Origin of the sequence: Lactobacillus agrestimuris (genome assembly GCF_943193025.1) — a bacterium.
Classification (GTDB): Bacteria; Bacillota; Bacilli; order Lactobacillales; family Lactobacillaceae; genus Lactobacillus; species Lactobacillus agrestimuris.
In genome coordinates, this window is sequence record NZ_CALPCQ010000004.1 from 35,345 (window position 1) to 62,181 (window position 26,837).

General features: G+C 35.9%; 21 protein-coding genes and 4 tRNA genes. 24 read left to right on the forward strand and 1 reads right to left on the reverse strand.

The genetic code is table 11. From position 1 onward, the window contains the following. Nucleotides 1–35 precede the first annotated feature (35 nt). The 10 genes from NFR82_RS01835 to NFR82_RS01880 all read left to right on the forward strand — a co-directional run bounded on the left by NFR82_RS01835 (nt 36) and on the right by NFR82_RS01880 (nt 8,927). Nucleotides 36–695 (forward strand): antibiotic biosynthesis monooxygenase, encoded by a 660-nt coding sequence (locus NFR82_RS01835; RefSeq protein ID WP_251716450.1) that lies wholly within the window; start codon nt 36–38, stop codon nt 693–695. Between the two features lie 194 nt (nt 696–889). Then, a tRNA-Gln gene (locus NFR82_RS01840) sits at nt 890–961 on the forward strand. Nucleotides 962–1,059: 98 nt separating this feature from the next. After that, nucleotides 1,060–1,380 carry a YjgN family protein gene (locus tag NFR82_RS01845; RefSeq protein WP_251716451.1) on the forward strand — a complete coding sequence of 107 codons (321 nt, stop codon included), beginning with the start codon at nt 1,060–1,062 and terminating at the stop codon, nt 1,378–1,380. 270 nt (nt 1,381–1,650) lie between these two features. Beyond that, entirely contained in the window at nt 1,651–3,120 is a 1,470-nt protein-coding gene (locus NFR82_RS01850; protein WP_251716452.1) for an SLAP domain-containing protein, read from the forward strand. Nucleotides 3,121–3,189: 69 nt separating this feature from the next. Then, nucleotides 3,190–4,767, forward strand: a complete 1,578-nt coding sequence (locus NFR82_RS01855) for an SLAP domain-containing protein (RefSeq protein WP_251716453.1) — start codon at nt 3,190–3,192, stop codon at nt 4,765–4,767. Nucleotides 4,768–4,903: 136 nt separating this feature from the next. Next, nucleotides 4,904–4,985: transfer RNA gene (locus NFR82_RS01860), tRNA-Tyr, on the forward strand. 53 nt (nt 4,986–5,038) lie between these two features. Next, nucleotides 5,039–5,110 (forward strand) — tRNA-Gln (locus NFR82_RS01865). Nucleotides 5,111–5,329: 219 nt separating this feature from the next. Further along, entirely contained in the window at nt 5,330–6,913 is a 1,584-nt protein-coding gene (locus tag NFR82_RS01870) for a peptide ABC transporter substrate-binding protein (RefSeq protein WP_251716503.1), read from the forward strand. 120 nt (nt 6,914–7,033) lie between these two features. After that, a complete protein-coding gene (locus NFR82_RS01875) occupies nt 7,034–8,149 on the forward strand; it encodes a hypothetical protein (protein WP_251716454.1) in 1,116 nt (371 codons plus the stop codon). Between the two features lie 79 nt (nt 8,150–8,228). Then, nucleotides 8,229–8,927: a GntR family transcriptional regulator gene (locus NFR82_RS01880; RefSeq protein ID WP_251716455.1), complete on the forward strand. Its 699-nt coding sequence runs from the start codon at nt 8,229–8,231 to the stop codon at nt 8,925–8,927. Between the two features lie 38 nt (nt 8,928–8,965). On the opposite strand, the gene tagD is transcribed toward NFR82_RS01880, so the two are convergent. Further along, on the reverse strand, nt 8,966–9,352 hold the full coding sequence (gene tagD / locus NFR82_RS01885; protein ID WP_251716456.1) for a glycerol-3-phosphate cytidylyltransferase: 387 nt from the start codon (nt 9,350–9,352) through the stop codon (nt 8,966–8,968). 118 nt (nt 9,353–9,470) lie between these two features. Here tagD and NFR82_RS01890 point away from each other — a divergent pair, with 118 nt between their 5' ends. The 14 genes from NFR82_RS01890 to NFR82_RS01955 all read left to right on the forward strand — a co-directional run bounded on the left by NFR82_RS01890 (nt 9,471) and on the right by NFR82_RS01955 (nt 26,828). After that, nucleotides 9,471–10,199, forward strand: coding sequence for a WecB/TagA/CpsF family glycosyltransferase (locus NFR82_RS01890; RefSeq protein WP_251716457.1), 729 nt, complete (start codon nt 9,471–9,473; stop codon nt 10,197–10,199). Between the two features lie 3 nt (nt 10,200–10,202). Continuing rightward, nucleotides 10,203–11,297 (forward strand): glycosyltransferase, encoded by a 1,095-nt coding sequence (locus NFR82_RS01895; protein ID WP_251716458.1) that lies wholly within the window; start codon nt 10,203–10,205, stop codon nt 11,295–11,297. A 70-nt stretch (nt 11,298–11,367) separates the two neighbouring features. Further along, the gene (locus NFR82_RS01900; protein WP_251716459.1) at nt 11,368–12,846 is read left to right on the forward strand and encodes a nicotinate phosphoribosyltransferase; all 1,479 of its coding nucleotides are present in this window, start codon (nt 11,368–11,370) and stop codon (nt 12,844–12,846) included. Continuing rightward, nucleotides 12,843–13,673, forward strand: a complete 831-nt coding sequence (nadE, locus tag NFR82_RS01905) for an ammonia-dependent NAD(+) synthetase (RefSeq protein WP_251716460.1) — start codon at nt 12,843–12,845, stop codon at nt 13,671–13,673. Before NFR82_RS01900 ends, nadE begins: the two co-directional genes overlap by 4 nt. Before the next feature lie 194 nt (nt 13,674–13,867). Then, nucleotides 13,868–16,537, forward strand: coding sequence for a calcium-translocating P-type ATPase, PMCA-type (locus tag NFR82_RS01910; protein WP_251716461.1), 2,670 nt, complete (start codon nt 13,868–13,870; stop codon nt 16,535–16,537). Between the two features lie 95 nt (nt 16,538–16,632). Then, a complete protein-coding gene (locus tag NFR82_RS01915) occupies nt 16,633–17,781 on the forward strand; it encodes a CDP-glycerol glycerophosphotransferase family protein (RefSeq protein ID WP_251716462.1) in 1,149 nt (382 codons plus the stop codon). Nucleotides 17,782–17,791: 10 nt separating this feature from the next. Continuing rightward, entirely contained in the window at nt 17,792–19,222 is a 1,431-nt protein-coding gene (locus NFR82_RS01920) for an oligosaccharide flippase family protein (protein WP_251716463.1), read from the forward strand. A gap of 4 nt (nt 19,223–19,226) precedes the next feature. Further along, nucleotides 19,227–19,928 carry a glycosyltransferase family 32 protein gene (locus tag NFR82_RS01925; protein ID WP_251716464.1) on the forward strand — a complete coding sequence of 234 codons (702 nt, stop codon included), beginning with the start codon at nt 19,227–19,229 and terminating at the stop codon, nt 19,926–19,928. A gap of 2 nt (nt 19,929–19,930) precedes the next feature. Further along, nucleotides 19,931–20,389 carry a SprT family protein gene (locus tag NFR82_RS01930; protein WP_251716465.1) on the forward strand — a complete coding sequence of 153 codons (459 nt, stop codon included), beginning with the start codon at nt 19,931–19,933 and terminating at the stop codon, nt 20,387–20,389. Nucleotides 20,390–20,443: 54 nt separating this feature from the next. Next, nucleotides 20,444–20,528 (forward strand) — tRNA-Leu (locus NFR82_RS01935). A 125-nt stretch (nt 20,529–20,653) separates the two neighbouring features. Then, complete coding sequence (locus tag NFR82_RS01940; protein ID WP_251716466.1) at nt 20,654–21,292, forward strand: glycoside hydrolase family 73 protein; 639 nt, start codon at nt 20,654–20,656, stop codon at nt 21,290–21,292. A 96-nt stretch (nt 21,293–21,388) separates the two neighbouring features. Continuing rightward, nucleotides 21,389–23,629: a DNA helicase PcrA gene (gene pcrA, locus NFR82_RS01945; RefSeq protein ID WP_251716467.1), complete on the forward strand. Its 2,241-nt coding sequence runs from the start codon at nt 21,389–21,391 to the stop codon at nt 23,627–23,629. Between the two features lie 35 nt (nt 23,630–23,664). Next, nucleotides 23,665–25,674: an NAD-dependent DNA ligase LigA gene (ligA, locus tag NFR82_RS01950; RefSeq protein WP_251716468.1), complete on the forward strand. Its 2,010-nt coding sequence runs from the start codon at nt 23,665–23,667 to the stop codon at nt 25,672–25,674. 14 nt (nt 25,675–25,688) lie between these two features. After that, nucleotides 25,689–26,828 carry a CamS family sex pheromone protein gene (locus NFR82_RS01955; protein ID WP_251716469.1) on the forward strand — a complete coding sequence of 380 codons (1,140 nt, stop codon included), beginning with the start codon at nt 25,689–25,691 and terminating at the stop codon, nt 26,826–26,828. The last annotated feature ends 9 nt before the right edge of the window (nt 26,829–26,837 follow it).

Here is a 26,837-nt window from a genome sequence, read left to right on the forward strand (position 1 = left end):
GAAGATAGAGATTATGGAAATACGAGGACGGAACAATGGATAATAAACCAATCTTTAGAATTACTAAAATTGATATAAAAAAAGAAGACGTTGAAGCTTTTGTTAGTGAACAAGAAGCAGAACTTGAAAATTCTATCCCAGTTGAAGATGGAACCTTATTCTTCGCTAGTGCTCACGAAGGCGATGAAGGTACAACTAACTATGTAGTTGATCTTTTCCGTAATTCGGAAGCATATGAAGAACACAGTCTTGCTAACTACATTGACCACTATAACAAGGTAATGGATAAGATGGCTGTTGATAAGAAGGTTTATGATTTGAATCCTGAATGGATTACCACTAAGCCAGTTGAAGCTCTTAACTCATACGCTAATGACTTTGCAGTTCGTCTTACTAAGGTTGAAATTCAAGACAAGATGCATGATAAGTTTGCTGATATTGTTAAGAAAGAAATGCGTCGTGCGATGGCTCAAGAAGCTGGCGTAGAAATTATGATGGCAGCAAGCAATAAAGAAAATGCTAATGAATGGCTCTTCTTCGAAGTTTACTCAGATCGTAGAGCATACGACATCCATATTAAGCAAAAGTGGTTTATTGACTATATTAAGGATTCTGAAAACATCATCAAGGATCGTCAAATCCATGAATTAACTAGAGATGTCATGGCTTCACAAGGACAAATCGTTTTAGACTAATAATTTAAATTTAAGCGCGACTGTTGTCGTGCTTTTTTTATGACTAATTATGCAGCTAAGAGATAAGTTGCAAAAACAATTCAATTTTTTTAAATTTTTCCTTGACCTTTACTTCCATTTCCCATATACTAATTACTGTTGAGTGATCAAGTGATCATTCTTCTAGAACCAATTCAAGTAAAAGGTTTGAAGGATGGGTTATAGCCAAGTGGTAAGGCAATGGTTTTTGGTACCATCATGCGCTGGTTCGAATCCAGCTAACCCAATAAATTTTAACTCAGGTCTGCATGGACCTGAGTTTTTTTGTGTAATTTTTTAATAGAAGATCTACAATTAACTAGAGAAATTTATGGAGGAATTTAAAATGGAAACAAAACATGGAAGAACCTCATTTTTTGATGGAGGTTTATTCGCTTTGCTTGGGTGGTATATTCTCGGCTTCCTAGTTACGTTTTTCACACTAGGAATTTGCTATCCATGGGCAGTATGTATGGTATATGGATGGCAGATTAACCACACTGTAATTGAAGGTAGAAGAATGAAGTTCATCGGAAGTGCTTGGGGTTTATTTGGAAATTGGATTAAATGGCTATTTCTGACAATTATTACAATCGGAATTTATGGTTTCTGGGTGAAGATTAAACTACTCGATTGGAAAGCAAAAAATACCAGATTCTTGAATTAAATCGTATAGGTTGTAACATGCAAAAAGACTGCAATTTTTGTTATAACTTTGTAATTATTTCACAATTAAGTGTAAGTACTTTGTAATTCAAATTTGGAGAAAATAGGTTATGATATAGGTGTAATGGAAAACATAAGAAAGCCTTAAGAAATTATGAAGTGTAAGCCTTAAATTATAAATAAAAAAATAAAGGCGTTACAATTAAGGTGATGCAGATGAGTGAATTGTCTGCAATTTCGTTCCATTCGAGAAAGGAAAGACCACATAATTATGAAAAAGAATACAAGAATAATAAGTATGGCAGCTGCTGCATTATTGGCAGTTTCACCTGTTGTTGCTTCAACTATGACTGCTAATGCGGCAGATTTTAGTTTCACAGCACCAACTACTTCAACTGGTACTAGTACAACCACAACTCCAGTACAAGCACCACAAAATAAACCATATTTTACTTTTAACAATGAAGTTATTGGAGAAGCTACTCAAGCTGATCCAAATGGTAACGTGGTACGTACCACTATTAGTCTTAAGAGCGGAGAAGAAGTTTCTACTTTCTTAAACGCCATTAATAATGCAGTTAAGTTCCATGAAAGCAACAGTAGTCAAGGTACTTCACCTAACTTCTCAGAAAAGGACTTAGCAACATACGGAATTACTACCAAGACAGATAGTAAAACTAAGAAGCAAGTTATTGATAAGATCCCTTCATCAGCATTTAATATCGTATTAACTGCTAAGGGTAGTGACAATCAAACTGCAACTATTCAAATTCCAGTTGTTCCATCAGTTGCTAGCACAACTCCTGATACCACTGCAAATCCAGTATTTAAGTGGAATCTAGGTAATCAACCACAATCTGATAGCTTAAATGGTCACGTATTCCAAGTTGCTGTAAATACTAACTTTAGCCCTACTAACTTTGTGAACAGTAACGGTGAACAAGTTTCAATTTGGGCTCAACAAACTAAGGATAACTCTACTTATGCTTCAGTTTCAGCTTCAAGCTCAGTTAACACTTCAGAAGCAGGTCGTTACTACAACGTAACTTTGACTGCTACTGGTATGACTGGTAAGAAGACTACTGTAACATACACAGTATTGATTACTTCAAGCCAAAAACAAACTTTATATGCTAACGGTGCAAGCTCAATTGCAACTTACAACATTTACGGTAACAACGTTTTAAGTGGTTCAACTACTTTCAAAGACGGTGAACAAGTTTACGTTGCTGATCAAACTAAGACAATTAACGGTGTATCATACTCACAAGTTTCAACTAAGTCAAAGAACGATGCTTCAACTAGTGGAATTTGGGTAAAGACCTCATCACTTGTTAAGCCAGCAGGTGACACTAACGTTAAGACTCTTCCAGTAATGGTTGACTCAAGAGCTTACAGCAAGACTGGTCAATACTTAGGTCACATGTACTATGCTTACAACAACATTGACATCGTTCCAACTGTTGTAAACATCAACGGTAAAACTTACTACAAGGTTGCTAACAAGGATGAATACGTACGTGTAACTAACATTACAGGTAACAAGCGTACTTTGAAGCACAATGCTTACATCTACTGGTCATCATACCGTCGTACCCCAGGTACTGGTAAGATGTACAGAGGTCAAACTGTAACTACTTATGGTGGTCAAATGAAGTTCAAGAACGGTAAGAAGTACTACCGCATCGAAGGCTGCCGTGATAACAACAAGCGTTACATTAAGGCTGTAAACTTTTATTAAAAAGTAGCTATCTAGCTTAATTAAGAAAAAGACGATGCAGTGCATCGTCTTTTTTCATCGAGGTATAAAATGAAATTTTCTAAGAAATTGACACTCATCTCAGTAGCAACTTTAATGACAGTTGCTCCAATTGTTCCACTTGCGCAGAATCAAACAATAGCTATTCAAGCGGCTACAAAATCTACTGTTACAACAGTAGATACTATAGTCTCAATGTATAATGCCAAAGGAAACTATGTTAAGTCTGTTAAAGCTAATACAATTTTCAAGAATTATGGTATTGTCACAATTCATAAACGTCAATACTATAAAGTAGGAAATAATAAATACATTAAGGCTACAGCCATTGGTCGAATCAACGGTAAAGATTATATTCGACTAGATTACAATTCAGCTGTTTATAACAGCAATGGCAAGCGTGCAAAGACGTCAACCATCAAGAAGAATTCTCTAATTAGATTTTATTCAACCAAGACTATTAAGGGTACTAAGTATTATCGTATCGGCAGGAATAAATATATCAAAGCTGCCAATGTTGGCGTAGTTAATGGAAAAACTATCTATGCTAAAGAAACTTATGTCACCGTCACTGAGCAGACGGCTAGTTATACCAAGGATGGCTATGCTAACGATGTGACTTATAAGAAGGGGCAAAAAGTTGAAGTTGACCAATATATCGCCATTCCGGCCAGCTATATTGATGACTTTACCGCCTCTAATGATGATTCACCTGTATATTTTTACAGAATTAAAGGGCAAGAAGACTCATACATTCCAGGTAACAGAGTTAAGCCTCGCAAGCAGATGAAGTTGCTTAACTACGATGATATGCATTATAGCTATATCAAAATAACTGAACAAGGCGATCTGCCGGTTTATGGTATTGATGGTAATCCCTCAAAGGTTGTGATTCCTCATGCTGCAACCAATGCAGCTAGCTCAAGTCTTTCAGTTGATCGTCTAATGTATATTTGGGTACCTGCAGAGAAGAAGGCAGAGCTTTTCTACCATATTAGTTCGGCCTACATTGATGTTCCTGCAGGAGACGTATATAGCATCGCTGAAGTGAGAAAGTATATCGGCAATGGCTTTATTCCAGCTAAAGATGCTAAGGAGTCTGGCATTAAGCTTACTCTAGCTAACACACCTGAAGAGGCTGAGAAAGATATCGCAATTGCGCAAGCAGCAGACAAGAGCGGTCTTAAGGCAGAAATTGCTAAAAAGACATCTGTTGAAGCTAGTGACAAGTATAAGTTGACTAGTCGCGACAAGCGAGATGCATATGACGAAGCTTTAAAGGATGCGCAAGCAATCTACAACTCACCTAATTCAACAATTGCACAAGTTAAGATTGCGCTTTTCCGTTTAAAGCAGAGATCAAACGATTTGGATGGGAAAAAAGTCCATGTCAAAAACATCAATAAATTGACTGAATCAGAGGCCCTTAAAGTTTATCGTGTAGCTTACAATGCCAATGATGTTTACTCACCTAAGTATCAATATTTGATCTCTATTTCTTTCAAAGATCACAATAGCAAATTGGTCATGAACCTCAAGCATTATAGCAAGTCAATTCAAGATCCAAAGTATTTACTTAGCGATACAACTAAAGATCTTAAAATCTCAGATTATGCAACTGAAAATTAAGCGAAAAATAAAATGAAAATATTATTTATGTCATCTCAATGGCCTATATTCAAGAGGTGAATATTTTATTCAAAAAAATAAATAATTTTACTTGCATTATCCACGTTTTTTAGGTATTATAATAAACGTGCGATACGGAGGAGTAGCGAAGTGGCTAAACGCGGCGGTCTGTAAAACCGCTCTCTCTGAGTTCGGCGGTTCGAATCCACCCTCCTCCATTGCTGAAGTAATTCAGCTGGTAAATTGAACAACAAGTAAAAGTTCAATCGAATGGGTTATAGCCAAGTGGTAAGGCAATGGTTTTTGGTACCATCATGCGCTGGTTCGAATCCAGCTAACCCAATTGTTCATTACGAACACCCAACCCGAGAAAGAAACAAGTCAGTTGACTTGTTTCTTTTTTTGCATTTTTTTAATATGCAATTTGCTGATACTGCATTACACTAAATTTATTTGCAAATTTCGGATTATCATTTATACTAATTTTATGTAAGCTGATTAACAAAAAGTAAGTAAAAGGATGAGAGAATTGAAACATAAAAAATGGCTTTTTTCAGGGATAATGGTGACAGCTGCAGCATTGGTTCTTGCAGCATGTTCTAACAATTCCTCATCATCTTCAGATAAAAAGGTGATGAACACATCAACTCCTAATGAAATTTCAACTTTAGATTCAAGTAAGTATGGTGATACTACTAGTTCTGAAGTTTTGCAAAACTCAATGGAAGGATTATACCGTTTCGATAAGAACAATCGCGCTGAGCTTGCTGGAGCAAGTAAGGTCAGTCGTTCTAAGGATCAAAAGGTCTATACTTATGAACTTCGAAAAGATGCCAAGTGGTCTAATGGAGATCCAGTAACTGCTCAAGATTATGTTACTGCATGGCGCAGAACTGTTGATCCAAAGAATTCTTCACTTGATAGTGATAGTTACACTATTATCAAGAATGGTCAAAAGATTACTCAAGGTAAAGCTCCAGTTAGTTCTTTGGGAATTAAGGCTTTAGGCAAGTATCGTTTGCAAATTACTCTAGAAAATCCAATTCCATATTTGCCTGAAATTTTAGAGGGTGCACAGTTTTATCCACAGGATACTAAGGTCGTAAATAAGCTTGGTAGTAAATATGGTACTAGCAGCAAGAACTTAGTTTATAACGGACCATTTGTAGTTGACGGCTGGACTGGTTCTAACTTGAAGTGGACACTTAAGAAGAATAAGAAATACTGGAACAAGAATACAGTTAAGATTGATGATGTTAATATGCAAGTAGTTAAGACTACTTCGACTGGTACTAACCTCTTCAAGAGTAACCAACTTGATTATGTTCCATTAACTTCAGAATTTGTGAAGCAATACCAAGGTAACAAAGATTACCATTCTAAGTTGACGCCAACTAACGGTTACATGACCTTTAATTTAAAGAAAAAGACTACTGGTAATGTTCACGTTAGAAAGGCAATCGGTCAGGCAATTGATAAATCTCAACTTGTGAAGACTGTGCTTCATGCAGGAAAAGCATCTAATGGAATTGTCGCAACTGGTTTCATTACCGATGAAGCTACTGGCAATGACTATCGTAAGGATGCCGGTGATATGATGTCTTACAATGTGAAGGCTGCTCAAAAGGAATGGAAACTCGCACAAAAAGAATTAGGCCAAAAGAAGATAACTTTAGAAATGTTAACTTCAGATCTCGATGATTCTAAGCGAGTAGGTGAATTTGTTCAAAGTGACTTGATGCGTAATTTGCCAGGTTTAACTATTAAACTTCGTTCAATCCCACTTAAATCAAGACTTGCAAGTACTACTAATCACGACTATGACTTTGTTTATGGTACTTGGCAACCAAGTTACGAAGATCCATTAGACTTCTTAACTATTGGTGGCTTATTTAACTTAGAGCAAGATTATAAGAATGCTAACTTCTGGCATCAAATCGATCTTGCTAAGACAACTTATGCAACTGAACCTAAGAAACGTTTAAACGCCTTAATTGCGGCTGAACGTCAATTAATTCAAAAAGATGCATTTGCAGTTCCACTATACCAAGCAGGAAGTTCATACTTGCTCAATTCAAGAGTTGAGGGCCTCAAGCTTTCCCCATATGGTAATGTCGTTTACTACTGGAATGTTAAAATGAAGTAAAGAGATAAAACTTGATGTATAATAGTACATCGAGTTTTATTTTGTTTGAAAAAAGTCGCTGATATGTTAAAGTTTTTAAGCGAGTAAAAAGTAAATTTTATTTAGGGAGGAATTTCTTAGATGGCAAGAATTATTAAAGTTGGTGCCGGTGGAGACGAACTTGATTGGCATCGAGCTTTAAAGGATTTACGTGCTGATGACGTAATTATGCTTGAACCTGGCTTTTATGAATTGCCACAAGGTTTAACTTTAACTGATATTACTTTTAAGGGAATGGGTTCCTCTCCAGAAGATACAACCATCCTAGGCTACATTGGTGTTTCTGAAAATAGTAGATTCGTAAATTTAGAGAATCTCTGTATCAACACGATTACTGATAATAATAGTTTGATGATTCCATACAATGCGGATAGTTATCTTAGCTTACGCAATTGTATTATTAAAGGAACAAATACTGATACGGCTGCGATTGCAGTTAATGGAAAGGCCACTTTGGAATTATATTCTACTAAAGTTCTTAATGGTTCCATTTCAATGTATGCTGCTTCAGATTTCCGCCTAGAAATGAATGATTCGTATGTTGATTATCCTTCAGATGAATTTTGTGCTTTAGCTTTAGAAGGAAAGGGCACTGCAATCATTAACAATTCTCGAGTACGCGGCGCTACTAATACCTTTGAAGATACTAACATGGAGCTTGATATTAATAATTCTCAGCTTGATTACATGTTACTTCGCGGACAAACTTGGTTAAACATGTTAAATACCAGTTTAAGTTCATTTGAAGATGCCTGTCTTTACATTGGCGATTCTTGTTGGAGTAATATTGTTGGCTCATCTTTTAATGGTGGAGTTTATCTTGATAGTGAAACTAGAACTATTATTCAGAATTGCAAGATCAATCGTTTAATGGTGGTTGATAAGTCTAAACTAACAATGACCAATACGGAAGTGGTAGCTCATGCGGATTTTCAAGATAATACGGTCGCTGACGTTACTAGAGGTTCATTTAACGGGAATATGGACTACGAATATTTCTTAGCTTTAGACGGTCATGCTAAATTATCAGGACATAATTTAGTTCTTAATAGCAATGATTCACAACTTGCTATTAAAGAAGATGCTAAAATTAATGCCAATGTTTTATTAAGTGATCAAACTAGCTTAGAGATCGAATGTGATAATCCGAATAATGTCAAAATTATGGGTGTGCAGTGGACTGTTAGAAAGAAATAATATTTTTCTTAAATTAAAACAATGCAATATAGACCAATTTGGCTTATAATTGAGTATATGTTGGAGGAGGTGCAAGTTCATGGAAGAACCAATGTACATTAGAATTCATAATCAAATTAAACGTGATATTGAAAATCATGTTTACAAGGTTGGGGATCGAATTCCAGCCGAAAGACAATTGGCTACTAAATTTGGAGTTTCACGAATGACTTTACGCCAGGCTATCAAAACTCTTGAGGATGAGGGAATTCTTGAAAGACGTCTTGGCAGTGGTACTTATGTGGCCAGTCAAAAGGTCCAAGAGAAGATGTCTGGAATTATGTCATTTACTGAAATTACCGAAGCAAATGGACAGACCCCTTCAAGTAAATTAATCTCTTATCAAATTGGGAAGCCATCACTTTCAGAAAAAGAACGCTTAGGAATTAATGCTGACGATGAAGTGCTCAGAATGGAAAGAATTAGATTCGCTGATGATACCCCAATTTGTCACGAAGTGGTTACAATTCCATATTCTTTAGTTAAAAATATTTCTAAAGAAGATATCTCATCTCACTTATATGAAGCCTTAGCTAAGAATGGTTATCAAATTGGTCGAGTAACTGAACATATTTCAGCTGCTGTCTGCAGCGAAAATGATGCGCGCCTGCTTAAGGCTAAAAAAGGAGAAGCTTTAATTACGCGCCGTCAGGTAACTGAGTTAACAAATGAGAAACCATTTGAATATACGCGTGCACGCTATGTTGCTGAACGATTTGAATTTACATTTTCAAAATAAAAAATCGAGTCCAATCAAAATGATTCGGCTCGATTTTTTTATTTCAAATCTTCTTTAATCTTTGTTGTTGAAATGCCAGGTGTGCGAGGAAGGTAAACTACATCGCAGTACGGTTTTAAGAAATCAAACTTACCTTTCCAGTCGTCACCCATTACAAAGGTATCAATATCGTATTTTTGTACATCAGAAACTTTTTGTTCCCAATCTTTTTCAGGAATGACCTCATCAACATAGCGAATTGCTTCTAAGATGTACTTTCTTTCAGGATAAGTATTATAAGCTTCTTTATGTTTACTGAAGGCATTGAATTCATCGGTTGATAAACCTACGATTAGATAATCGCCTAATTCTTTAGCTCTTTTTAATAGGCGAATATGCCCGTAATGTAATAAATCAAAGGTACCGTAAGTAATAACTTTTTTCATGTTAAACTCCTATTCATAGATGAGTTAATCATACCATAGTTAAGGAAAAGATAAAGCTGTGCCAAACATAGGTAAATTTTGATAAAATAAAGAAAAAAGCAGGATGAGGTAAATACAAATGGATAAGGTAAATGTTTTAGGGGTTAATTTTGATAATAAAACTTATAAGCAATTTCAAAATGAGTTTGTTAATCGAATTAATAATCATTTGTCAACTTTTGTAGTAACGGCTAATCCGGAAATCGTTATGGCCGCTAATGAAAATCCAGAATTTATGAAGATACTTAAAGAAGATGCCGATTATATTACTGCTGATGGGATCGGAATTATCAAGGCTGCTAGGATGCTTAAAACACCGCTACCAGAGAGAGTAACCGGCTATGATTTGTTTACTTGGTTAATGGAGTTTGCAAATGAAGAAAGAAAGCGAGTATTTTTAATTGGGGCAAAGCCAGAAGTAATCCATGCTGTTCAAGAAAAAATTAGTAAAGAATACAGTAATATTCAATTGGTTGGAGCAGAAGATGGATATTTCACAGAGGATTTGGATTTAGTAGCGCGCCGAATTCAAAGAACCCAGCCTGATCTGGTTTTTGCGGCATTAGGTTTTCCAAAGCAGGAAAAGCTCCTATCAATTTTACGAAAAAATGCAATTCCAGCCTTTATGATGGGAGTTGGTGGAAGTTTCGATGTCTTTTCAGGTCATGTAAAGCGAGCACCTGAAATTTTTCAAAGAGCACATCTTGAATGGTTTTATCGCTTAGTTACCAATCCATCCAGATTTAAACGAATGATGGTTTTGCCACAATTCATAGTTAAAGTTAAACAGTCTAAGAAGGGTAAATAATTAATGAAAGTTTTGCATATTAATGCAGGTCTTGAAAACGGTGGTGGCTTATCACATATCGTTAACTTGTTAAAAGAAGCCAAAATTGAAAACAAAGATTTTGAACTTTTAACCCTGCAAGAAGGTCCCGTTGCCAAAGTTGCTCGTGAAGCTGGTATTCCAACGCGGGTTTTAGGAGCTTCTAGCAGATATGATTTAGGAAGCTTAAAACGATTAACCAAAATTATTAATGATGGTAAATATGATATTGTTCATACTCATGGAGCTAGAGCAAATTTATTTGTTTCTTTAATTCATAAAAAGATTAAGGCGACATGGTGCATTACGGTTCACTCAAACCCTTATTTAGATTTTGAAGGTAGAGGAATAATTGGTAAGATCTTTACCGCTTTAAATTTACGCGCTCTTCGTAAGGCAGATTGTGTTTTTGCAGTAACAAATCGCTTTGCAAAGTTAGTAATTGAGCAAGTGAAGGTTCCAACAAGTAGAGTTCATGTGATCTATAATGGAATTTTTTTCCATAATAATAGTGAAATTCCAGCCAAGTATGAACATGTCTATTTCAATATTATTAATGTGGCTCGAACTGAAAAAGTGAAGGGACAAGAATTATTATTAAAGGCTTTAAAAGAGTTGGATAATTCTCATGTTCGTTTGCATATTGCTGGGGATGGTAGTCAACTTGAGAACTTAAAGAGGCTTAGCCAAGATTTAGATTTAGGACCACAAGTGACTTTTCACGGCTTTTTGTCGCCGAAGAAAATTACTCACATGTACCGCAGAATGGATCTAGCAGTTTTAACTTCATATTCGGAAAGCTTCCCATTAGTTCTGCTTGAAGCCAGTGATAATCAAGTACCGATTTTATCAACTAATATTGGTGATATTGAGAAGATGATTCCAAACGAAAAGTATGGCTTCGTTGCCAAAGTTGGGGATCTTCAGTCAATTGTCACCGAACTTAAAAAGGCAATAACGATGTCAGAAGATGAATTAACTGAGATGGCAAAAAGGGAAAAAAGGTATGTTTCCGAACATTTTTCTATCAAAAATCAATTAGATTCAATTGAAGCAGTTTATAAACAATTGGTAAATTAAATTGATGATACGACTATCTTCGAGTTATAATTAAAAGAAAATTAATTTAGTTTAATTCGTGAGGAACTTAATGCTTTATCAACAAATCGACAACGATGATTCTTTGGCACTTCATACAGACTTGTATGAAATCAACATGATGTACACATATTTCAAAAAAGGAATTGCAGATCGCAATGCTGTTTTTGAAACTTTTTACCGTCAAGAACCTTTTGGTAATGGTTATGCTGTTTACGCTGGTCTTGAACATATAATTGAATATTTACAAAACTTAAAATTTAAAGAAAGTGATCTTAAGTATTTAAAAGAAACTCAAGATTATGATGATGATTTTATCGATTACTTGCGTAATTTGGAACTTAAGTTGACTATTCGTTCAATGAAAGAAGGGGAATTGGTATTTGCCAATGAACCTATCTTGCAGGTTGAAGGTCCACTTGCTCAATGTCAATTAGTTGAGACTTTTATTTTGAACGTGATCAATTTTCAAACCTTACTTGCTACCAAGGCTGCAAGAATTAAATTGGCTGTTCAAGATGATAGCTTGATGGAATTTGGTTCTCGCCGTGCTCAAGAATCAGATGCTGCTATTTGGGGTGCACGTGCTGCATATATCGGTGGTTTTGACTCCACTAGTAACGTTCGTGCGGGTAAGTTATTCGGTATTCCGATTTCAGGAACTCATGCCCATGCCTTAGTTGAAGCATTTGGCAGTGAATATGAAGCTTTTAAAGCTTATGCAGAAACTCATAAAGATTGTGTCTTTCTTGTGGATACTTACGATACTGTTAGAAGTGGTGTACCTAATGCAATTAAGGTTGCCAATGAAATGGGCGATAAGATTAACTTCTTAGGTGTACGTATTGACTCAGGAGACATGGCATATATTTCTAAACAAGTTCGTAAGGAACTTGATGATGCGGGTTATCCTGATGCAAAGATTTTTGCTTCAAATGATCTTGATGAATACACTATCACTAACTTGAAGATGCAAGGTGCTAAGATCGATGTTTGGGGAATTGGAACTAAATTTATTACGGCCTATGATCAACCAGCATTGGGTGCTGTTTATAAGTTAGTTGCAATTGAGGATGAATTCCATGTTCTTCGTGATACTTTAAAGATTTCTTCAAATGCAATTAAGGTTTCAACTCCAGGTAAGAAGCAGGTGTGGAGAATTAGTGCTAATACTGCTAAGAAAAACGAAGGTGACTGGGTAAGTCGTTCAGATGAAGATCCACGTAAATTTGATGCTTTATTCATGTTTCATCCTCAATATGAATACATCAACAAAGTAGTAACTGACTATACTGCAATTCCACTTCTTCATGATATTTTCAAAGACGGTAAGCTTGTTTACAAGCAACCATCGCTTGATGAAATTAAGAAGTTTGTGGCTGATAATCTAGATGGCTTATGGGATGAATATAAGCGTAGCTTGAATCCACAAGAATACCCAGTTGACTTATCACAAAACTTATACGAAAGTAAAATGAAGTTAATTCAAGATATTCGTCGTAAAATTAGAGAAAGAAGTATTGGTCGATGAGAGAACTACAAAAGAAAATTGTTGCATATGAACATGTTTTACCAGAAATTAATCCTAAAGAAGAAATCAGAAAGTCAGTTGATTTCTTAAAAGATTATCTTAAGGCAAATCCATTTCTTAAGTCTTATGTTTTAGGAATTTCAGGTGGTCAAGATTCAACCTTAACTGGTAAGCTTTGCCAAATGGCCATTGAAGAAATGCGTGAAGAAACTGGTGATAATGAATATCAATTTATCGCAGTTCGTCTTCCATATGGTGTTCAAGGGGATGCTCAAGATGCTGCAGATGCAGTTGCTTTTCAACATCCAGATCAAGATTTAATTGTTAATATTAAAGAACCCGTTGATGCAATGGTAAAGGCTGTTGAAGCAGCTGGTCAAAAGATTACCGACTTTAACAAAGGTAACATTAAAGCTCGTCAAAGAATGGTTGTGCAATATGCAATTGCTGGTGCTAATAAGGGTGCTGTAGTTGGAACAGACCATGCTGCCGAAAATTTCTCAGGTTTTTACACTAAGTTCGGTGACGGTGCTGCTGATCTTACTCCACTTTTCCGTTTGGATAAGCGTCAAGGAAAGGCGATGCTTAAGGAACTTAACTGCCCAGCACATCTTTATGAAAAGGCGCCAACAGCTGATCTTGAAGAAGAAAAGCCGGCCCTTCCAGACGAAGTTGCACTTGGAGTAACTTACGAGAAAATTGATGATTACCTTGAAGGTAAAGAAGTTAGCGACAAGGCCGCTGATCAAATTGAAAAGCTCTGGAGAAAGAGCGAACACAAGCGTCATTTGCCAGTTACTATTTTTGATGACTTTTATAAAAAGTAATAACTATTAATCTATTTTTGTTACTTGTTAATTTAAGCAAAGTTACTTATAATTAATGATGTCATAAGGGAGTAACGGCAAATTGCTTGCGATAAGTCCAACAACCGAAAAATTATTTTCTGGACTTATCTTAATGAGTGAGACTTATGTGCGACAAGCATATAGGTCTCTTTTTTGTTATAGGAGGTAAGAAAGTGGTTAAAAAATATTACACCCAAAATATTTCCGAAGTCGAAAAAGACTTGCAAACATCTTTAGTAGATGGTTTAAGCAACGAAGAAGCTAAAAAGCGACTTGAAAAGTATGGTGAAAATGCTTTAGCGGCTAAAAAGAAGAAGAGCATGTTTATGCGCTTCCTTGATCAATTCAAGGACTTTATGATTATTGTTTTGATCGTGGCTGCCATTTTAAGTGGAGTTGTCGCTAAAGAATGGACTGATGCAGCAATCATCATGATCGTAGTTATCTTGAATGCTATCTTGGGTGTTTTCCAAGAAGCTCGCTCAGAGGCTGCTATCGAGGCTTTAAAAGAGATGGCAACACCAAATGCCCATGTAAAGCGAAATGGTGCAATTGTTGAAGTTCCCAGTCCAGAACTTGTACCTGGTGATATTGTTTTACTTGAAGCAGGTGATGTTGTTCCAGCAGATTTGCGTTTAACTCAAGCTCATAGTTTGAAAATTGAAGAATCTGCATTAACTGGTGAATCGGTTCCTGTTGATAAGCATACAGAAACTTTAGCTGACGAAGATGTTGCCTTGGCTGATCGAGTAAATATGGCTTATTCAAGTACTAATGTAACTTATGGTCGTGGTGAAGGTGTAGTTGTTTCGACGGGAATGAATACTGAAGTCGGTAAAATTGCGACGATGCTAAATGATACCGATGAAACTGACACTCCTTTGAAAGAAAACTTAAATCAACTTGGCAAGACCTTAACTATTATGATTTTGGCAATCTGTGTGATTGTCTTTGTCGTGGGCGTCTTGAAGGCTGATCCAGCACAACGTAATTCAACTCTTATGATTAATATGTTCTTAGTTGCTGTATCGCTAGCAGTTGCCGCAATTCCAGAAGGACTTCCTGCGATCGTTACTATTATTTTGGCACTTGGGACTCAAACAATGGCCAAGCATAAGGCAATTGTTAGAAAGCTTCCTGCAGTTGAAACCTTAGGTGCGACTGATATTATTTGTTCAGATAAAACAGGTACTTTAACTCAAAACCGCATGACAGTTGAAAAGGTATTTTACCAAGGGAAACTTCATGACGATGATGAGGAAATTTCTGAAACAAATCCTGCTTTACTGTCAATGATTCTCGCTAATGATACTCAGATTGAAAATGGCGGTAACTTGTTAGGTGACCCAACTGAAACTTCATTGATTCAATATGCCTTTGATCAAAAGATTGATGTTGATGCCCTTCTTAATAAGTACAAGCGTGTTCAAGAAGTTCCATTTGATTCAGAACGTAAATTAATGAGTACTGTAAATATTGATGGTGACAAATATTTTGTTGCCGTTAAAGGTGCTCCAGATGAATTAATGAAGCGAGTAACTTCTATTAATATTAATGGTGAAATTACACCAATTACTGAAGCTCAAAGAAGTGAAATTCTTACGGCCAACCAAGATATGGCCAAAAAGGCACTTCGCGTGCTGGGACTTGCTTATAAAAATGTTGATAAGCCTTATGATGATCCATCAACTGACAATGTTGAACAAGATTTAATCTTTGCTGGACTAGTTGGAATGATCGATCCAGAACGTCCAGAAGCTAAAGCTGCAGTTGAAGAAGCTCATAGAGCAGGTATTAGAACCGTCATGATTACTGGGGATCATCAAGTAACTGCTCAGGCAATTGCTGAAAGACTCGGTATTCTTAAGCCAGGCCACGGTGAACGAGTTTTAACTGGTGCGCAACTTGATGAATTAAGTGACGATTATTTCACTAAGCACGTCGCTGATTACAATGTTTATGCACGTGTATCACCCGAACACAAGGTTAGAATTGTTAAGGCTTGGCAAGCCAATGGTAAGATTGTTGCCATGACTGGTGATGGTGTTAATGATGCTCCAAGTTTGAAGCAAGCTGATATTGGTATCGGTATGGGTATTACCGGTACAGAAGTATCAAAAGGAGCTAGTGATATGATCCTCGCCGATGACAACTTTGCGACAATCGTAGAAGCTGTTAAGCAAGGGCGTAAGGTCTTTAGTAATATTCAAAAAGCCATTCTTTACCTAATGAGTTGTAACGTTGGTGAAGTTTTAACCGTCTTTATGATGACTATGCTAGGGTGGGATATTTTAGCACCCGTGCAACTTCTGTGGATTAACTTGGTAACTGATACTCTTCCAGCGATTGCCCTTGGAGTAGAACCGGTTGAAGAGGGAATTATGAAACGTAAGCCTCGTGGTAGAAAATCTAACTTCTTTAGCGGTGGGGTGGCCAGTTCAATTATTTATCAAGGAATTTTAGAAGGAATTTTAGTTCTTGGTGCTTACCAAATTGGACTTCACGTAGGTCCTCACGTAAATGAACCTGCTCTTCAACATGGGGATGCATTAACAATGGCCTTTCTTACTCTTGGGCTTATTCAGTTATTCCACGCAATTAACTCTAAGTATGTTCATCAATCAATCTTTAGAAAGCATATTTTCTCAAATAAGTGGTTCAATTGGGCAATTCTGATTGCTGCTTTGATTATGTCGGCCGTAGAGCTTCCATTTATGACAAAGTTCTTTGATGTGACAGAACTTGATGGAGGACAATGGTTAGTTATTCTTGTAAGTGGAATTTGTATGATTCTCATTGTTGAAATTGTCAAATTCTTTCAAAGAAAAGCTGGTAAAGAATAAAAATTTTAAAAATAATTAAGAAAAGCTTGAGTTTACTCAAGCTTTTTTTGTACTCTTAAAAGAAAGATTATTTTTGTAGGAAGAATATAAGATCAATGAAAAGTTTTTTATTTCGCCTTTATTTGGCTTGGATGAGTTTTTTAGCAAAATTTACGACAATGGAAAATAATAATATCGTAATTTTAAATGGAGCAGGCCGTTCAGGATCTAACGGTTACTTATTTTATAAATATTTGCAAACTAACCATCCTGAATACAATGTTACATTAGTTGAGCCGTGGCCATCATCCCACTTTAAATGGGAAACTTGGCAAAAGATTGGTGCTGCTAAGTACGTTATTACTACTCATCAACCATTTAAGGTAAGAAAAGGTCAAATTAACTTACAATTCTGGCACGGGGTCCCACTTAAGCGAATGGGGATCATGGCTAACAATACTCGTTACAAAGACAATAAGCGTAATGAAAAATTATGGCATAAAAATGCGGATATTGTTGCTTCAAGTTCGGATCTCTATGAAACTTTAATGAGTTCATGCAATGCAATTGAAAGTAAAAAGTACCAAAAGATTGGTTTTCCAAGACTCGATTATTTAAAAAAGCCAATAATTTCTAGGCAGCAGTTGCTTAAGGATCTATTTGATATTGAAGATAAGCAAGCTCAAATTGGAATCTATATGCCAACTTTTCGTTATGAATTAGAAGATGTATCTATTATGGAAAAAATCAAGACAGGCAATTTCTTTGCTTTTGATGATTTTGATGGCGAAGAGTTGAATGCTGCTTTAAAAGCGCGTCATCAATATTTGATCGTAAAATTGCATCCCTATGAAATGCGCTTGTTTGCCAATTTTGACAGCAAATATTCCAACATCACCTTTTTGAATAATGATTACTTGTTTGATCACAATTACGACCTGTACGAATTGCTAGGTGATACTGATTTCTTAATGACTGATTTTTCATCAATTTATTTCGATTATTTGGAATTAAACAAGCCAATTGTCTTTGTTACTAATTTTCTTAAACAATATGAAAAAGTGCGTGGTTTACTTATTGGCCCCTATGAAGAAATTACTCCAGGAATCTGTGTTAATTCACAACGTGAATTGATTAATAACTTGGACCAATTAGACAACCAGCAAATCATCAATCGTCGTTTATACTGGCTTCATTTAACTGATGAAGTTAATGGTGATGATTATTGTAAGCGAAGTTTTGATTTTATGACTACCGGTAAATAGGTGAAACAGATTGAGACGAACTTTTTTAAATATATTGTATAATGCCGTTTACCAAATCTTTTTGGTATTGGTGCCTTTAATCACTGTACCGTACTTGTCTCGAGTTTTAGGACCTAAAACTTATGGTATTTATAGCAGCGTTAATAATACTATGCAGTTTTTGATGGTCTTTTGTACCTTGTCTGTTTCTTATATCGGGATGAGAACTATTTCACGTACACGAGCTTATGGGACTCCGGAAGATCTTACAGAGGCTTTTTGGGGGTTATGGTATTTTCAGGGAATAGCCGGTATTGTAACTATTGCAATAACAGTTTTAGTTTGTATATTTTTTAGAGTCCAATATTGGAATTATATTTTATTGATGGCGCCATATTTAATTTCCGCGCAAGTGGATATTTCCTGGTTCTTTCAAGGTTTAGCAGATTTCGGACGCGTTGTTTTGAAAAACACGGCTGTAAAACTGGTCAGCGTCGTTTTGATTTTGCTTTGGGTTAAATCATCAACTGATTTGTGGAAATATCTACTCATTATGTCGGTTTCAACGATGCTGGGCTCATTTGTATTTTGGCTTGATATTCATCGCTATGTCGGCAAACCTGTTAGCCATTTTTATAAATATAAGTCGACAATTATAGCGATTATTACTCTGATGATTCCACAGATCGCTACACAAATCTATACTTCCCTTGATAAGCCGATTTTGGGAATTTTTCAAAATTCAACGCAGGTAGCCTTTTATGATAATTCGCAACGAATTTCTAATATGATTTTAGGTGTGATTACCAGTATTTCATTGGTTATTATGCCTAAGATGGCAAGTGAAGGTGAGAAAACACAAAAAATTGTTTTGAAAAAGTCATTAGAAGTAACTGTAATGCTGGGAACTTTGTTTTCAGTGATTATTATGGCTAATACTAAACAATTTGTACCATTTTTCTTTGGACAAAAATTTGTACCAATGACACCGCTTATGTTTTTCTTTACCTTAACGATCATTATGATTCCTACTGGTGGTGTTTTTGCTAATCAATTTGCTTTAGCTAATAAACGTGATAAGGATTATGCTTTTCCTGTTGTTATTGGCGCTATTTTGGAAATTGTTTTAAGCTATTTGCTAGATCGTCCTTATGGTGCTATGGGGGCTATGATTGCAATTTTGATTACAGAATTTATTGTTTTGATTTTGCGATTATGGGTTGTTAGAGACGCCTATAACTTTAAATATGTTTTTCATGATGTTCCAAAATATTTATTAATAGCAATTGTTACTTTAGCGTTGGGGATGATTATGCCTAACATCATTCCATCTGCCTTTTTCAATATGGCATTAAAATCAATAGTAATGATAATAATATATACAGTTTTAATGTTTATTATGAAATTGGACTTTAATCAAGATATAATCAAGCTAGTCAAGAATTTCTTTAAACGAGGATAATAAAATGATTCCAAAAATTATTCATTATGTTTGGGTAGGACATAATCCTAAATCGAAGATTATTGAGGAATGTATTCAAACCTGGCATGAAAAATTACCCGATTATAAAATCATCGAATGGAATGAAGAAAACTTTGATATGCACGAAAATCGTTATATTGAAGAAGCATATGCGGCTAAAAAGTGGGCATTTGTTTCCGATTATATTCGAGCACGCGTTATTTATGAGCAAGGTGGCATTTATTTAGATACAGATGTGCGTGTTATTGATAAATTAGATGAATTATTAACTAATCGTGCATTTATTGGTTTTGAAAATAAAGATTATCTTTCAGCTGCAATTTTTGGTGCAGAAAGTGGACATCCTTTTATTAAAGATATTTTGAATTATTATGTGGATCTTGATTTTAAATTTGATAAAAGTAATCAAATGGCAGGTGTAAACAGTTTATCTGTTACTGATATTTTGAAAGAAAATTACGATTTGAAAACCGGCAATTTTGAACAATTGTTAAAGGATGATATTCGTGTTTATTCTGATGGCGTTCTTTGCAATCCAAGCGCTCATTCTAAGACTATTCATCTCTTCACAGGAACTTGGATGGATGGTAAGCATAGTTTTAAGCAAAAAGTAGTTACTGCTTTAAAACGTCATATTTCGACGCCTAGAGAGGCAGCAATTTATCAAAAGATAATTCGCAATTAAAAATGGATCAAATTGAATTACAAAGTTTAGTTGAAGAAATTTCTTTAAAATATTTTGGACGATCGTTTCGGCATCGCGTGAAGATAAATCATCGCATGAAGACAACGGGCGGACGCTATCATTTGGATGATCATCATATTGAAATCAATGCTCATTTTTTAACGGCAGATCATTATGATGATTTGGTTGGTATTATTAAACATGAATTGTGCCACTATCATTTGCATCTTTTAGGGATGGGATACCAACATCGCAATCGTGATTTTAAAGTATTGCTCCAAAAAGTTGGTGGCAGTCGCTATGCGCCTGATATTGGTTTAAAGCGTAAAAGAAAAATTAATTATTTATATCAATGTGAAAATTGCGGCTTGCAGTATCCACGCATTCGAAGGATTAATACAAGACGCTATCGCTGTGGAAAATGCCGTGGAAAATTAATTTTGAAAAAAAGTTTTAAATAAATTTCCAGATTTACTTGCATAAGTTGTAAATTTGGGGTACTATTATTGAGTACCGCGGGCGTGGCGGAATGGCAGACGCGCAAGACTAAGGATCTTGTGATCGCTTTAGATCGTGGAAGTTCGAGTCTTCTCGCCCGCACCTGAATAAGAAGTCGCTGAGGCGGCTTCTTTTTTTATATAAAAATTCAAGTCAGACCTTTATTTTTTTATTTGGTCTGCTTATACTTAAGTAAAAAATTGTGAGTTTGTGAATAGGGAAGTTTTATGGCAAAAAGGCGTAAAAAGCGGAGCGTACCTGTAGTAATTAAAGTATTTTTGATTTTATTTGGATTGATTATTGCATTTGCGGCATTTAGATATTATCGCCGATATGCGATTCAAACTGAACAAATTAGACAAGAACAGCTTCAAAAACAAAAAGAACAAGAAGAAATAATGCGTAAGCGTAAGGCCTTTATTAAGGAAATTGGGCCAATCGCAAAAGAAGTAGATAAGTCATATGATTTGCTTCCAAGTATTACCATTGCTCAAGCTTGTCTTGAAAGTAATTATGGTCAAAGTGACTTATCAAAGAAATATAACAATTTATTCGGAGTAAAAAGCGCTAATCCGAATACTTCAGCTGTTTTGACGACAAAAGAATACGTAAAAGGCAAATGGATTGAAGTAAAGGCACGTTTTCAAATTTATGATTCATACGAAGCATCCATTAGAGCACATGCACGGTTATTCCAAAATGGAACAACTTGGAATAAAAAGCAATATCAACATGTTTTAGCTTCAAAAGATTATAAAGAGCAGGCACATGCTTTGGTTAAGGATGGCTATGCCACTGATCCAGATTATGCAGATAAGTTGATCAACTTGATTAATCAATATCATTTAGATAATTATGATAAATAAAATTAAAAGGAAGGACCGAGAGTGATTCAGGTCCTTCCTTTTTTGATATAATAGTAACGCTGTATTTTTTAAGAGAGGTTTGTGAAGGGAGTTAATATGAGCAAAGAATCTATTTTAGCTGGGTTGAATCCGCAGCAAAAACAAGCTGTTGAAACTACGGAAGGTCCGCTTTTGGTTGTTGCCGGGGCTGGATCAGGTAAGACATCAGTTTTAACTCGTAGGATTGCTTATTTAGTTGAGGAAAATGGCGTTAATCCTTGGAATATCTTGGCAATTACCTTCACCAATAAGGCCGCAAATGAAATGCGTGAACGTGAACAAAAATTGCTTGGTCCATCTGCCGAAAGTATTTGGATGTCCACTTTCCACGCTCTTTGTGTAAGAATTTTGCGTCGTGATGCTGACAAGATTGATTACAGTCATAACTTTTCAATTGCAGATTCAGCCGAACAATTGACATTGATTAAACATATTCAAAAGGATTTGAATATCAATCCTAAGATGTATGATCCACGAGGTATTTTATCTGCTATTTCAAATGGAAAAAATGATTTACTTACTCCTGAAGCTTTTGAAATGAGTGCATCTTCACCATTTGATAAGATGGCTGCTAAGATTTACAAGGAATATCAACGCAGACTTAAACGTGATCAAATTATGGACTTTGATGATTTGATTATGCAAACTTTAGTGCTTTTCAAAAAGGATAAGGAAACCTTACATTATTATCAAAATAAGTTCCGTTACATCCTTGTTGATGAGTACCAGGATACTAACCAAGCTCAATATGAGTTAACTCATGCACTTGCTGCCCAATATAAGAATATTTGTGTCGTTGGGGATGCAGACCAGTCAATTTATGGTTGGCGTGGGGCCAATATGGAAAACATCATGAACTTTGAACAAGATTACAAAAATGATGGTGTCCAAACTGTTAAACTTGAACAAAATTACCGTTCTACTGGTCACATTTTGTCAGCTGCTAACTCAGTCATTAAAAACAATCAAAATCGTAAAGCTAAGAATCTTTGGACAGATCAAGGTGATGGTGCCAAGATTACTTATTATAAGGCCCAAAGTGGTGACGATGAAGCTCACTTTATTATTTCTAAAATTAAAGATGAAGTAGCTGATAGCAAGTATAATTACAAAGACTTCGCCGTTTTGTACCGCACTAACGCTCAATCACGTACAGTCGAAGAAGCTTTTGTTAAATCAAATATTCCTTATCAAATTGTTGGTGGTCACAAGTTCTACGACCGTAAGGAAATTAAGGATGTAATGGCTTATCTGAAATTGGTGGCTAATCCATCCGATACCATGAGTTTGAATCGAATTATCAATACACCTAAACGTGGAATTGGTGCTGCAACCGTAGATAAGTTATTGGCATTTGCGGATGAAAACAATTTCGATGCTTTGAAGGCGATGGATAACGTTGCGATGTCATCTATTTCAACTCGAGCAGCGGCTAAACTTAGTGATTTTGCTACTAAACTTCATGATGCAATCAATTTTGCTAAAGATCATTCAGTAACCGGCTTAACTGAAAAGGTCCTTGAAGACTTTGACTATAGTACTACCTTAAGAAATGAACATACGATTGAAGCTGATACTCGTCTTGAAAACTTAGATGAATTCTTGTCAGTTACCAAGCGTTTTGATGATAAATATGAACAAGACGAAGATGATTCAAATCCATTAAGTGATTTCTTAGCTGAAGTTTCTCTTTTAAGTGATCAAGATGATATTGAAGATGATGATAACCAAGTAACTTTGATGACTTTACACGCTGCTAAAGGACTTGAATTCCCAGTCGTATTTTTGATCGGAATGGAAGATGGATTGTTCCCACTTTCTCGTTCAATGATGGATGATTCTCAACTTGAAGAAGAACGTCGTCTTGCTTATGTTGGAATTACTCGTGCCAAGAAGAAGCTATTTTTAACTAACGCATATTCCAGAATGATGTATGGCAGAATTCAAAATAATCCTGCTTCAAGATTCTTGGATGAAATTGAAGATAAGGATATGGATATTGAAAGCTCAAGTGGTGTAAGTTCTGTGGCTAGCTCATATGGTAAGCAAGTTGCTCCTTTTGCACGTAAAGCTGAAGCTGCCAGAGCTGAAGTTTATACTGCTAAGAAGGCTTCCGGTGCTGTTGGTGCAGAAAAGAAGGGCTGGAATGTTGGCGACCAAGTTGAGCACAAGGCTTGGGGCCGCGGCGTAGTTATGAAAGTTAATGGCGAAGGTGAAGATATGGAACTTGATATTGCCTTTGCTAATAAAGGTGTTAAACGTCTTCTTGCTGCATTTGCACCAATTAAGAAGGTATAATAAGAATATATTTAAAAAATAGTCAGGAGGATAAGATGGCAGATATAACTCTTGATGAGGCGAAAAAGGAAGTTGTTGCGTTAAGAAAGCAACTTAATGAATGGGCCGAAGCCTATTACTCAAAAGATGCGCCAGAAGTTGAAGATAATGTTTACGACCAAAAGTATCAACGTTTGATTGAACTTGAAAGTCGCTACCCTGAATTAGTTACACCTGATTCAATTACTCAAAGAGTTGGTGGTGAAATCGATAGTGAGTTTACTAAGGTACGACATGATGTGCCAATGCTATCGATGGGGGATGTCTTTTCAAAAGATGAACTAAAAGAATTTGATGCGCGAATTCAAAAATTAGTTGGACATCCAGTAGCTTACAATGTCGAATTAAAAATCGATGGTTTGTCACTTTCACTTGAATATGAAACAGGGAAGTTAGTCCGCGCTTCTACTCGTGGTAACGGTTCAGTTGGTGAAGATGTAACTGCAAATGCACGCTATATTAGCGACATTCCACAGACTTTGCCGAGACCATTAACTACAGAAGTCCGTGGTGAATGTTACATGGGTAAAGAAGCTTTTGCCAAGTTAAACCAAGAACGTGATGAAAAAGGTTTACCAGTATTTGCCAATCCGCGTAATGCTGCTGCTGGATCTCTTCGTCAGCTTGATGCCAAAGTTACTAAGAAGAGAGATCTTAGCACTTTCATTTATACTTGGGTTAACCCACCAGAAGACATTACTAGTCAGCACCAAGCAATTGAAGCAATGCATGATCTCGGCTTTCATATCAATGAAACGGGTCGTAAGTTAGCTAATTTAGATGAAGTATTTGCCTTTATTGATGAATACACTGAAAAAAGAGATAGTTTAACTTACGGAATTGATGGAATTGTATTAAAGGTTGATGATTTAGCTTTACAAGCAGAGCTTGGTAATACCGTTAAAGTTCCTCGTTGGGAAATTGCTTATAAGTTTCCACCAGAAGAACAAGAAACTATTGTCCGTGATATTGAATGGACTGTTGGCCGTACTGGTGTGGTTACTCCAACTGCGGTTATGGATCCGGTTCAACTTGCTGGAACGACTGTATCACGTGCCGTTTTGCATAATCCAGACTTGCTTAAGCAAAAAGATGTCCGCATCGGTGATACAGTAAAAATTCATAAGGCCGGGGATATTATTCCAGAAATTTCGGAAGTTGTTTTATCTAAACGTCCTGCGAATTCAGTACCTTATGAAATTCCAACTGTGTGTCCATCATGTGGACAAAAATTGGTGCACTTAAAAGATGAAGTTGCTCTGCGCTGCATCAATCCATCTTGTCCTGCACAAGTTGAAGAAGGAATTATCCACTTTGCATCTCGTCCGGCTATGAATATTGCTGGATTAGGACCAAAGATTGTTAAACAATTGATTGATAATGACTTAGTTCATAATGTGGCAGATTTGTATCACTTAACTCCGGATGAATTAGGTAAACTTGATCACTTTAAAGAAAAATCTATTAACAACTTATTAACAGCTATTGATAATTCAAAGAAAAATTCAGTTGAACTTCTTTTGACTGGACTTGGAATTGATCATGTTGGTGCAAAAGCAGCGCGCTTAATTGCACAAAAGTTTAAAAATATGTCTAAGATTATGGCTGCAAGCGTGCAAGAAGTCGCAGCAATCGATACAATAGGGACGACGATTGCGGAATCTTTAACAACTTATTTTGCTCAACCTTCTGCTCAAAAATTAATTGAAGAGCTTGAAGAAAGTGGTTTGAACATGGAATATCTTGGTCAAGATATTAGTTCAGATGATATTGAAGATAATTTCTTTAAGGATAAGACGGTTGTTTTAACAGGGAAATTAGCGCATTATAGTAGAAGTGAATTTACTAAGAAATTACAGGCTTTGGGAGCTAAAGTTACTGGTTCAGTTTCTAAAAAGACTAACTATGTAATTCATGGTGAAGATGCCGGTTCTAAGCTTACAAAGGCCGAAAATCTTGGTATACCGCTTTTAACTGAAGAAGAAGCAATTGCACAAATAGAATAAAGGACAATCTAATTGTGAAAAAATATTTTCAAATTTTAGCTTTACTTGGAGTTGCGACAACTTTAACTGCTTGTGGTAATTTGAAAAAGTCAGATTTGGCTAATAATGCTACCACAACTTCAAATACGCGCACAAAAAGCTATCAAACGACTAATACTGGTAAAAATGGTTATACGGTTTTACTTAAAAATGGCCGCTATGTAACTAGTCAAATCAATGGTCTAACGGCCACTGATAACGATAATTCGGTTGATACTCGTGAACTTGAACGTGGCTTAATTCAAATCTCTAAGAAGATGTTTTCACCAAGTTCATATGTCTTCCAAGAAGGTCAATATTTAGATTCTTCAACTGTAACTGATTGGTTAGGAAGAAAGTCCAAAAGTAATCCAGATGGACTTAATCCAGCTGCCGGAACTAAGAAAAACTATAATCCATACTATTTAGAAGAAATTATTGAACAGAATTATTTACAAGGCTCCAATTCTTCTTACCATCTTGGTGGGATGAGTTTGGGATTGGCCATGAATTCAGTTGACTACTATCAAAAAGTAAAAGATGGTCCTCAATATCAAATGAATATTTCTCGAAGCACTCAACGTGCTCAAGGTGAAAAGATGGCCGAACAAATAGTGGCTCGTTTGCGTAAAAAGAAGGCTTTAAAGAATATTCCAATTACTATTGGACTCTTTTCTAAAACTAGTAAAGATTCATTAGTTGGAGGAAGTTACTTTGCTTATGGGACAGCGGCCACTAATAGTAGTAAAATAACTAAATGGAATACTGTTTCGGAAAAAACGCAAGTTTTACCAACAGTTGGTAATGCTAAAGCTATTAATAGTCATGATGCGTCGAATTTTAACAGTTTTAAGACTGCCATTCAAAATTACTTCCCTAATACTAGTGGAGTAACAGCAACTTTACGCTATGAGAATGGCAAACTTGCTCAAGAAAATATTTCAATTACCACTCAATTTTATGGTTATGAGCAAATTCAAAGCTTTACGCAATTGGTTTTATCAACAGCTAAGAAATATTTAGCTAGCGATGTTCCAATTGAGATAAAGATTGGTTCTGTTGATAATGTACAGGCGTTAATTGCTAAGGAAACAGCTGATAGTAATTACCAAGTCCACATTTACGGCGGCGAATAGGAGGTATTT

Bases quoted from the DNA above. Each gene is read 5' to 3' on its own strand.
- NFR82_RS01930 (WP_251716465.1), top strand. From the start codon at position 19,931: ATGGATCAAATTGAATTACAAAGTTTAGTTGAAGAAATTTCTTTAAAA.
- tagD (WP_251716456.1), bottom strand. From the start codon at position 9,352: ATGAAAAAAGTTATTACTTACGGTACCTTTGATTTATTACATTACGGG.
- ligA (WP_251716468.1), top strand. From the start codon at position 23,665: ATGGCAGATATAACTCTTGATGAGGCGAAAAAGGAAGTTGTTGCGTTA.
- nadE (WP_251716460.1), top strand. From the start codon at position 12,843: ATGAGAGAACTACAAAAGAAAATTGTTGCATATGAACATGTTTTACCA.
- NFR82_RS01880 (WP_251716455.1), top strand. From the start codon at position 8,229: ATGGAAGAACCAATGTACATTAGAATTCATAATCAAATTAAACGTGAT.
- NFR82_RS01915 (WP_251716462.1), top strand. From the start codon at position 16,633: ATGAAAAGTTTTTTATTTCGCCTTTATTTGGCTTGGATGAGTTTTTTA.
- NFR82_RS01890 (WP_251716457.1), top strand. From the start codon at position 9,471: ATGGATAAGGTAAATGTTTTAGGGGTTAATTTTGATAATAAAACTTAT.
- NFR82_RS01940 (WP_251716466.1), top strand. From the start codon at position 20,654: ATGGCAAAAAGGCGTAAAAAGCGGAGCGTACCTGTAGTAATTAAAGTA.
- NFR82_RS01925 (WP_251716464.1), top strand. From the start codon at position 19,227: ATGATTCCAAAAATTATTCATTATGTTTGGGTAGGACATAATCCTAAA.
- NFR82_RS01875 (WP_251716454.1), top strand. From the start codon at position 7,034: ATGGCAAGAATTATTAAAGTTGGTGCCGGTGGAGACGAACTTGATTGG.
- pcrA (WP_251716467.1), top strand. From the start codon at position 21,389: ATGAGCAAAGAATCTATTTTAGCTGGGTTGAATCCGCAGCAAAAACAA.
- NFR82_RS01855 (WP_251716453.1), top strand. From the start codon at position 3,190: ATGAAATTTTCTAAGAAATTGACACTCATCTCAGTAGCAACTTTAATG.
- NFR82_RS01900 (WP_251716459.1), top strand. From the start codon at position 11,368: ATGCTTTATCAACAAATCGACAACGATGATTCTTTGGCACTTCATACA.
- NFR82_RS01870 (WP_251716503.1), top strand. From the start codon at position 5,330: ATGGTGACAGCTGCAGCATTGGTTCTTGCAGCATGTTCTAACAATTCC.
- NFR82_RS01850 (WP_251716452.1), top strand. From the start codon at position 1,651: ATGAAAAAGAATACAAGAATAATAAGTATGGCAGCTGCTGCATTATTG.
- NFR82_RS01835 (WP_251716450.1), top strand. From the start codon at position 36: ATGGATAATAAACCAATCTTTAGAATTACTAAAATTGATATAAAAAAA.
- NFR82_RS01845 (WP_251716451.1), top strand. From the start codon at position 1,060: ATGGAAACAAAACATGGAAGAACCTCATTTTTTGATGGAGGTTTATTC.
- NFR82_RS01895 (WP_251716458.1), top strand. From the start codon at position 10,203: ATGAAAGTTTTGCATATTAATGCAGGTCTTGAAAACGGTGGTGGCTTA.